Origin of the sequence: Gallibacterium genomosp. 2 (assembly GCF_000771895.1) — a bacterium.
Taxonomy (GTDB): Bacteria; Pseudomonadota; Gammaproteobacteria; order Enterobacterales; family Pasteurellaceae; genus Gallibacterium.
In genome coordinates, this window is the sequence record NZ_JPXY01000009.1 from 1 (window position 1) to 6581 (window position 6581).

Annotated in this window: 9 protein-coding genes; 5 read left to right on the forward strand and 4 right to left on the reverse strand. The window is 38.4% G+C overall.

Annotated features, from left to right (window positions below):
- Positions 1-87: 87 nt before the first annotated feature.
- Complete coding sequence (locus P375_RS12955; protein ID WP_001303004.1) at positions 88-213, reverse strand: LysR family transcriptional regulator; 126 nt, start codon at positions 211-213, stop codon at positions 88-90.
- Between the two features lie 230 nt (positions 214-443).
- A complete protein-coding gene (gene gltS, locus P375_RS01930) occupies positions 444-1649 on the reverse strand; it encodes a sodium/glutamate symporter (protein ID WP_000599533.1) in 1206 nt (401 codons plus the stop codon).
- A 443-nt stretch (positions 1650-2092) separates the two neighbouring features.
- Between gltS and P375_RS01935 the strand changes: the two genes are divergently transcribed.
- From P375_RS01935 to P375_RS01945, 3 genes are all read left to right on the forward strand, one after another.
- Complete coding sequence (locus P375_RS01935; protein WP_000562370.1) at positions 2093-2413, forward strand: antibiotic biosynthesis monooxygenase family protein; 321 nt, start codon at positions 2093-2095, stop codon at positions 2411-2413.
- Positions 2406-2792, forward strand: coding sequence for a hypothetical protein (locus P375_RS01940; protein WP_000460651.1), 387 nt, complete (start codon positions 2406-2408; stop codon positions 2790-2792). Before P375_RS01935 ends, P375_RS01940 begins: the two co-directional genes overlap by 8 nt.
- A 70-nt stretch (positions 2793-2862) precedes the next feature.
- Positions 2863-3486, forward strand: coding sequence for an ArsR/SmtB family transcription factor (locus P375_RS01945; protein WP_001280391.1), 624 nt, complete (start codon positions 2863-2865; stop codon positions 3484-3486).
- Here the strand turns inward: P375_RS01945 and tetR(B) are convergent.
- Positions 3464-4087, reverse strand: a complete 624-nt coding sequence (gene tetR(B), locus P375_RS01950; protein WP_000088605.1) for a tetracycline resistance transcriptional repressor TetR(B) — start codon at positions 4085-4087, stop codon at positions 3464-3466. The two genes, P375_RS01945 and tetR(B), sit on opposite strands and share 23 nt — an antisense overlap.
- An 81-nt stretch (positions 4088-4168) precedes the next feature.
- Here tetR(B) and tet(B) point away from each other — a divergent pair, with 81 nt between their 5' ends.
- Positions 4169-5374: a tetracycline efflux MFS transporter Tet(B) gene (tet(B), locus tag P375_RS01955; protein WP_001089068.1), complete on the forward strand. Its 1206-nt coding sequence runs from the start codon at positions 4169-4171 to the stop codon at positions 5372-5374.
- Positions 5375-5486: 112 nt separating this feature from the next.
- Here the strand turns inward: tet(B) and tetC are convergent, their stop codons facing one another.
- On the reverse strand, positions 5487-6080 hold the full coding sequence (gene tetC / locus P375_RS01960; protein WP_000428546.1) for a tetracyline resistance-associated transcriptional repressor TetC: 594 nt from the start codon (positions 6078-6080) through the stop codon (positions 5487-5489).
- Positions 6081-6167: 87 nt separating this feature from the next.
- Here tetC and P375_RS01965 point away from each other — a divergent pair.
- A partial coding sequence (locus P375_RS01965) for a helix-turn-helix domain-containing protein (protein ID WP_000275180.1) occupies positions 6168-6581 on the forward strand: 414 nt, incomplete at its 3' end.

Consider the following 6581-nt stretch of genomic DNA (forward strand, 5'->3'; position numbering starts at 1 on the left):
AGGGAAGACTCACTCGTGGCTGCAACCCTGCTTACTCAAAATCTATTCACACATGGTTACGTTTTGGGGAAATTATGAGGGGATCTCTCAGTGCTCAGCATGTTTGAGTGCTTTACTCGCCGCGGGTTGAGAAATATGTAAAACTTCAGCCGCACGCGTTAAGGAACCACAAGTCATTACAGCATAAAAGATATCGAGATGTCTTAATTTCATTCCATGTAGCCTACTGATTATTTATTTCTACGGACTATTCTAACGAATAAAGTATAAATAATCAGATATACTCGTCATAATTCAAATTTTGGTTTAGTTGTCACGAGAATTAATTCGTAAACGTGCAAGCTAAATAGATTGACTAGGGGAATATACGGGGTAAGAAAGCGGCTCGGCATACTGCCCTATAATAAATTGTTAGGAGAAGTACGCCGAGTAGTGTGTAGCTATTAGGTAAAGTATGTACCAATTTCAATAAATATTTTAATTAAGATACTGTTTGAAATATCAACAATAAAGGCACCGACCATAGGAACGACAAGGAAAGCTTTATGTGATGGTCCAAATGCTTTTGTGACTGTTTGCATATTCGCAATTGCTGTTGGTGTTGCTCCCATACCAAAGCCACAGTGACCCGCGCTGATCACGACAGCATCATAATCTTTGCCCATCATTTTGAAGGTGACAAAGCAGGCAAATAGCACCATGACAACAGTTTGTACAGCAATGATAATTAATACTGGCCCTGCCATGCTTGCCAATTGACCAAATTTTAATGACATTAACGCCATTGCCAAGAAAAGCGATAAAGCAACGCTACCTAATACATCGACGGTCGGCTCAAACACTTCGTGTTTAAATACATGAGTCAGTGTATTACGGATAATAATACCGACAAATAAACACCAGACAAAAGTAGGCAGTTGCAGAAAAGTATCTTTAAACAATGCACTGATATAGCCACCAACAACAATACAGATAATCAGCATTGAAATGGTTTCAATAACGTTATTTGCATTGATTTTTCTTTTGACGCTTGGTTGCTCAAAAGCTTCAACGATAGTGTCGCGCTCTTGCTCGGTTGTTTTAGGAATAGAGACCTTTTTCAAAAGATGACGGGCAACAGGGCCGCCAACTAAACCACCCAACACTAATCCAAGTGTTGCACAAGCCATCGCTAATTCAACGGCGCCTGTTACACCATATTTATCAGCGAGAATAGGGCCCCATGCTCCGGCATTACCATGACCACCTGTTAGAGTAATTGAACCTGCAATTAAGCCAATAAATGGACTTTCATTCATCATGACAGCCATACTCATGCCGACAGTATTTTGAATGGCGATTAGGATCGTTACTGCAATAGTTAATAGAACTAACGGCTTTCCTCCTTTAATCAGTCGAGAAAAGTCAGAACTTAGCCCGATAGAGGAAAAGAATGTGAGCATTAATAAACTTTGCAATGAAGCATCAAAAGTAAACGAATAACCTGATGTTTTATCAATAATTAACAGAACAATTGCAACAATAAAGCCACCAACGACGGCTTCTGGTATGTGGTTTTTTTGTAGGAACGGGGTAAATTTTACGACAAACATTCCTATGAGTAGCGCGATACATGCGACTAATAATGTATAACTGGCATCTAGGATCATTTTTTTACCTCTATTAGTTTACCAGAATTTTCACTATAACAATTTAACAATAGTGAAAAATGAAGTTACTTTGGTTAACTAATCTTTAACAATGAGTTTTATTAGGGTATCCATAACTTTTAGTTAATAGGGTCATAATTTTAGTGTGATCTTAATCATGAAATATTAAAAAGATTAAAATAACAACAATGGTATTTAATGATGGGTAAACCTAAATACCATGCGGGATCCGCACTATTTTCGGTGATAGCAAAAAATAAAAAAGTATAAATAATAAACAAAATTATAAGAGAAGGAGAACATGATAAGCGCAGGCCGAGCAATTTAAAGAAGTGTGATATACAACATAAAACAGCAGCATGACCTTTCTATATTTCGTTGCTTATCGAAGTGTTAATTTTCGGGTGGATTACTCTGTTTGTTGATTAATAACGGAGAAAAATATGATTGCTGTAATATTTGAGGTGCAAATACAACCCGACCAACAAACTCGCTATTTGACTTTAGCTGAGGAGTTAAGACCACTATTAAGTCATGTAGCTGGTTTTATTTCAATTGAACGTTTTCAAAGTCTAGCTACAGAAGGAAAAATGTTATCGCTATCTTGGTGGGAAAACGAATACGCAGTTCTGCAATGGAAAAATCATGTTTTACATGCGAAAGCTCAACAAGAAGGGCGAGAGTCAATATTTGATTTTTACAAAATTAGTATTGCTCATATTACTCGCGAATATTCATTTAAAAAGGACAAGGATAATGTTTGATGTTCACGTTGTTTTAGATAATCAAATAGGACAATTAGCATTACTAGGAAAAACATTAGGTAATAAAGGTATTGGATTGGAAGGGGGAGGGATATTTACGGTTGGTGATGAATGCCATGCTCATTTTCTTGTTGAACAAGGAAAGGAAGCTAAAATAGCGCTAGAGCAAGCTGGACTGTTAGTACTTGCGATCCGGACACCATTAATTCGTAAGTTAAAACAGGAAAAACCGGGGGAACTTGGCGAAATAGCACGAGTATTGGCGGAGAATAACATTAATATTTTAGTGCAATACAGTGACCATGCTAACCAACTGATATTAATAACGGACAATGATAGTATGGCTGCATCTGTTACGCTCCCTTGGGCAATAAAGTGAACTTGCGATGGCTAATTTAATACGAAAAGAGGTTACCTTTGAGTCCTCAATAGCCGCGATAGGGGCGGCTATGTCTGACATTTCACGAGTTAAAATACTCAGTGCTTTGATGGATGGGCGAGCTTGGACGGCCACTGAGCTAAGTTCTGTGGCGAATATATCAGCTTCAACGGCGAGCAGTCATTTATCTAAATTATTAGATTGCCAGCTAATCACAGTAGTAGCTCAAGGCAAGCATCGTTATTTTCGGCTAGCAGGAAAAGATATTGCTGAATTGATGGAAAGTATGATGGGGATCTCCTTAAACCATGGCGTACATGCCAAAGTTTCCACGCCAGTGCATTTACGAAAAGCACGTACTTGCTATGATCATTTAGCTGGCGAAGTTGCCGTTAAGATCTATGATTCCCTTTGTCAACAGCAATGGATCACTGAAAATGGTTCAATGATCACATTAAGTGGTATTCAATATTTTCATGAAATGGGAATTGACGTTCCTTCCAAACATTCACGTAAAATCTGTTGTGCGTGTTTAGATTGGAGTGAACGCCGTTTCCATTTAGGTGGGTACGTTGGAGCCGCATTATTTTCGCTTTATGAATCTAAAGGGTGGTTAACTCGACATCTTGGTTACCGTGAAGTTACCATCACGGAAAAAGGTTATGCTGCTTTTAAGACCCACTTTCACATTTAAGTTGTTTTTCTAATCCGCATATGATCAATTCAAGGCCGAATAAGAAGGCTGGCTCTGCACCTTGGTGATCAAATAATTCGATAGCTTGTCGTAATAATGGCGGCATACTATCAGTAGTAGGTGTTTCCCTTTCTTCTTTAGCGACTTGATGCTCTTGATCTTCCAATACGCAACCTAAAGTAAAATGCCCCACAGCGCTGAGTGCATATAATGCATTCTCTAGTGAAAAACCTTGTTGGCATAAAAAGGCTAATTGATTTTCGAGAGTTTCATACTGTTTTTCTGTAGGCCGTGTACCTAAATGTACTTTTGCTCCATCGCGATGACTTAGTAAAGCACATCTAAAACTTTTAGCGTTATTACGTAAAAAATCTTGCCAGCTTTCCCCTTCTAAAGGGCAAAAGTGAGTATGGTGCCTATCTAACATCTCAATGGCTAAGGCGTCGAGCAAAGCCCGCTTATTTTTTACATGCCAATACAATGTAGGCTGCTCTACACCTAGCTTCTGGGCGAGTTTACGGGTTGTTAAACCTTCGATTCCGACCTCATTAAGCAGCTCTAATGCGCTGTTAATCACTTTACTTTTATCTAATCTAGACATCATTAATTCCTAATTTTTGTTGACACTCTATCATTGATAGAGTTATTTTACCACTCCTTATCAGTGATAGAGAAAAGTGAAATGAATAGTTCGACAAAGATCGCATTGGTAATTACGTTACTCGATGCCATGGGGATTGGCCTTATCATGCCAGTCTTGCCAACGTTATTACGTGAATTTATTGCTTCGGAAGATATCGCTAACCACTTTGGCGTATTGCTTGCACTTTATGCGTTAATGCAGGTTATCTTTGCTCCTTGGCTTGGAAAAATGTCTGACCGATTTGGTCGGCGCCCAGTGCTGTTGTTGTCATTAATAGGCGCATCGCTGGATTACTTATTGCTGGCTTTTTCAAGTGCGCTTTGGATGCTGTATTTAGGCCGTTTGCTTTCAGGGATCACAGGAGCTACTGGGGCTGTCGCGGCATCGGTCATTGCCGATACCACCTCAGCTTCTCAACGCGTGAAGTGGTTCGGTTGGTTAGGGGCAAGTTTTGGGCTTGGTTTAATAGCGGGGCCTATTATTGGTGGTTTTGCAGGAGAGATTTCACCGCATAGTCCCTTTTTTATCGCTGCGTTGCTAAATATTGTCGCTTTCCTTGTGGTTATGTTTTGGTTCCGTGAAACCAAAAATACACGTGATAATACAGATACCGAAGTAGGGGTTGAGACGCAATCGAATTCGGTATACATCACTTTATTTAAAACGATGCCCATTTTGTTGATTATTTATTTTTCAGCGCAATTGATAGGCCAAATTCCCGCAACGGTGTGGGTGCTATTTACCGAAAATCGTTTTGGATGGAATAGCATGATGGTTGGCTTTTCATTAGCGGGTCTTGGTCTTTTACACTCAGTATTCCAAGCCTTTGTGGCAGGAAGAATAGCCACTAAATGGGGCGAAAAAACGGCAGTACTGCTCGGATTTATTGCAGATAGTAGTGCATTTGCCTTTTTAGCGTTTATATCTGAAGGTTGGTTAGTTTTCCCTGTTTTAATTTTATTGGCTGGTGGTGGGATCGCTTTACCTGCATTACAGGGAGTGATGTCTATCCAAACAAAGAGTCATCAGCAAGGTGCTTTACAGGGATTATTGGTGAGCCTTACCAATGCAACCGGTGTTATTGGCCCATTACTGTTTGCTGTTATTTATAATCATTCACTACCAATTTGGGATGGCTGGATTTGGATTATTGGTTTAGCGTTTTACTGTATTATTATCCTGCTATCGATGACCTTCATGTTAACCCCTCAAGCTCAGGGGAGTAAACAGGAGACAAGTGCTTAGTTATTTCGTCACCAAATGATGTTATTCCGCGAAATATAATGACCCTCTTGATAACCCAAGAGGGCATTTTTTACGATAAAGAAGATTTAGCTTCAAATAAAACCTATCTATTTTATTTATCTTTCAAGCTCAATAAAAAGCCGCGGTAAATAGCAATAAATTGGCCTTTTTTATCGGCAAGCTCTTTTAGGTTTTTCGCATGTATTGCGATATGCATAAACCAGCCATTGAGTAAGTTTTTAAGCACATCATCATCATAAGCTTTAAGTTGGTTCTCTTGGATCAATTTGCTGACAATGGCGTTTACCTTACCAGTAATGTATTCAAGGCTAATTTTTTCAAGTTCATTCCAACCAATGATAGGCATCACTTCTTGGATAGGGATAAGGTTTTTATTATTATCAATAATATAATCAAGATAATGTTCAAATATACTTTCTAAGGCAGACCAACCATTTGTTAAATCAGTTTTTGTTGTGATGTAGGCATCAATCATAATTAATTGCTGCTTATAACAGGCACTGAGTAATTGTTTTTTATTTTTAAAGTGATGATAAAAGGCACCTTTGGTCACCAACGCTTTTCCCGAGATCTCATCTATTGAAACAGCTTGATAGCCTTTTTCAACAAACAATATTCGTGCTGAGTTAACCAGTGATTGATAGGTACTCTTAAAATTTTCTTGTTGATGATTTTTATTTTCCATGATAGATTTAAAATAACATACCGTCAGTATGTTTATGGTATCATGATGATGTGGTCGTGACAATCTTAAGAACATTTAGGTTATTTTATGTATATTGAACAGCATTCTCGCTATCAAAATAAAGCTAATAACATCCAATTAAGATATGATGATAAGCAGTTTCATACAACGGTTATCAAAGATGTTCTATTATGGATTGAACATAATTTAGATCAGTCTTTACTGCTTGATGATGTGGCGAATAAAGCGGGTTATACCAAGTGGTATTTTCAGCGGCTGTTCAAAAAAGTAACAGGGGTCACACTGGCTAGCTATATTCGTGCTCGTCGTTTGACGAAAGCGGCTGTTGAGTTGAGGTTGACGAAAAAAACTATCCTTGAGATCGCATTAAAATATCAATTTGATTCCCAACAATCTTTTACACGTCGATTTAAGTACATTTTTAAGGTTACACCAAGTTATTATCGGCGTAATAAATTATGGGAATTGGAGGCAATGCAC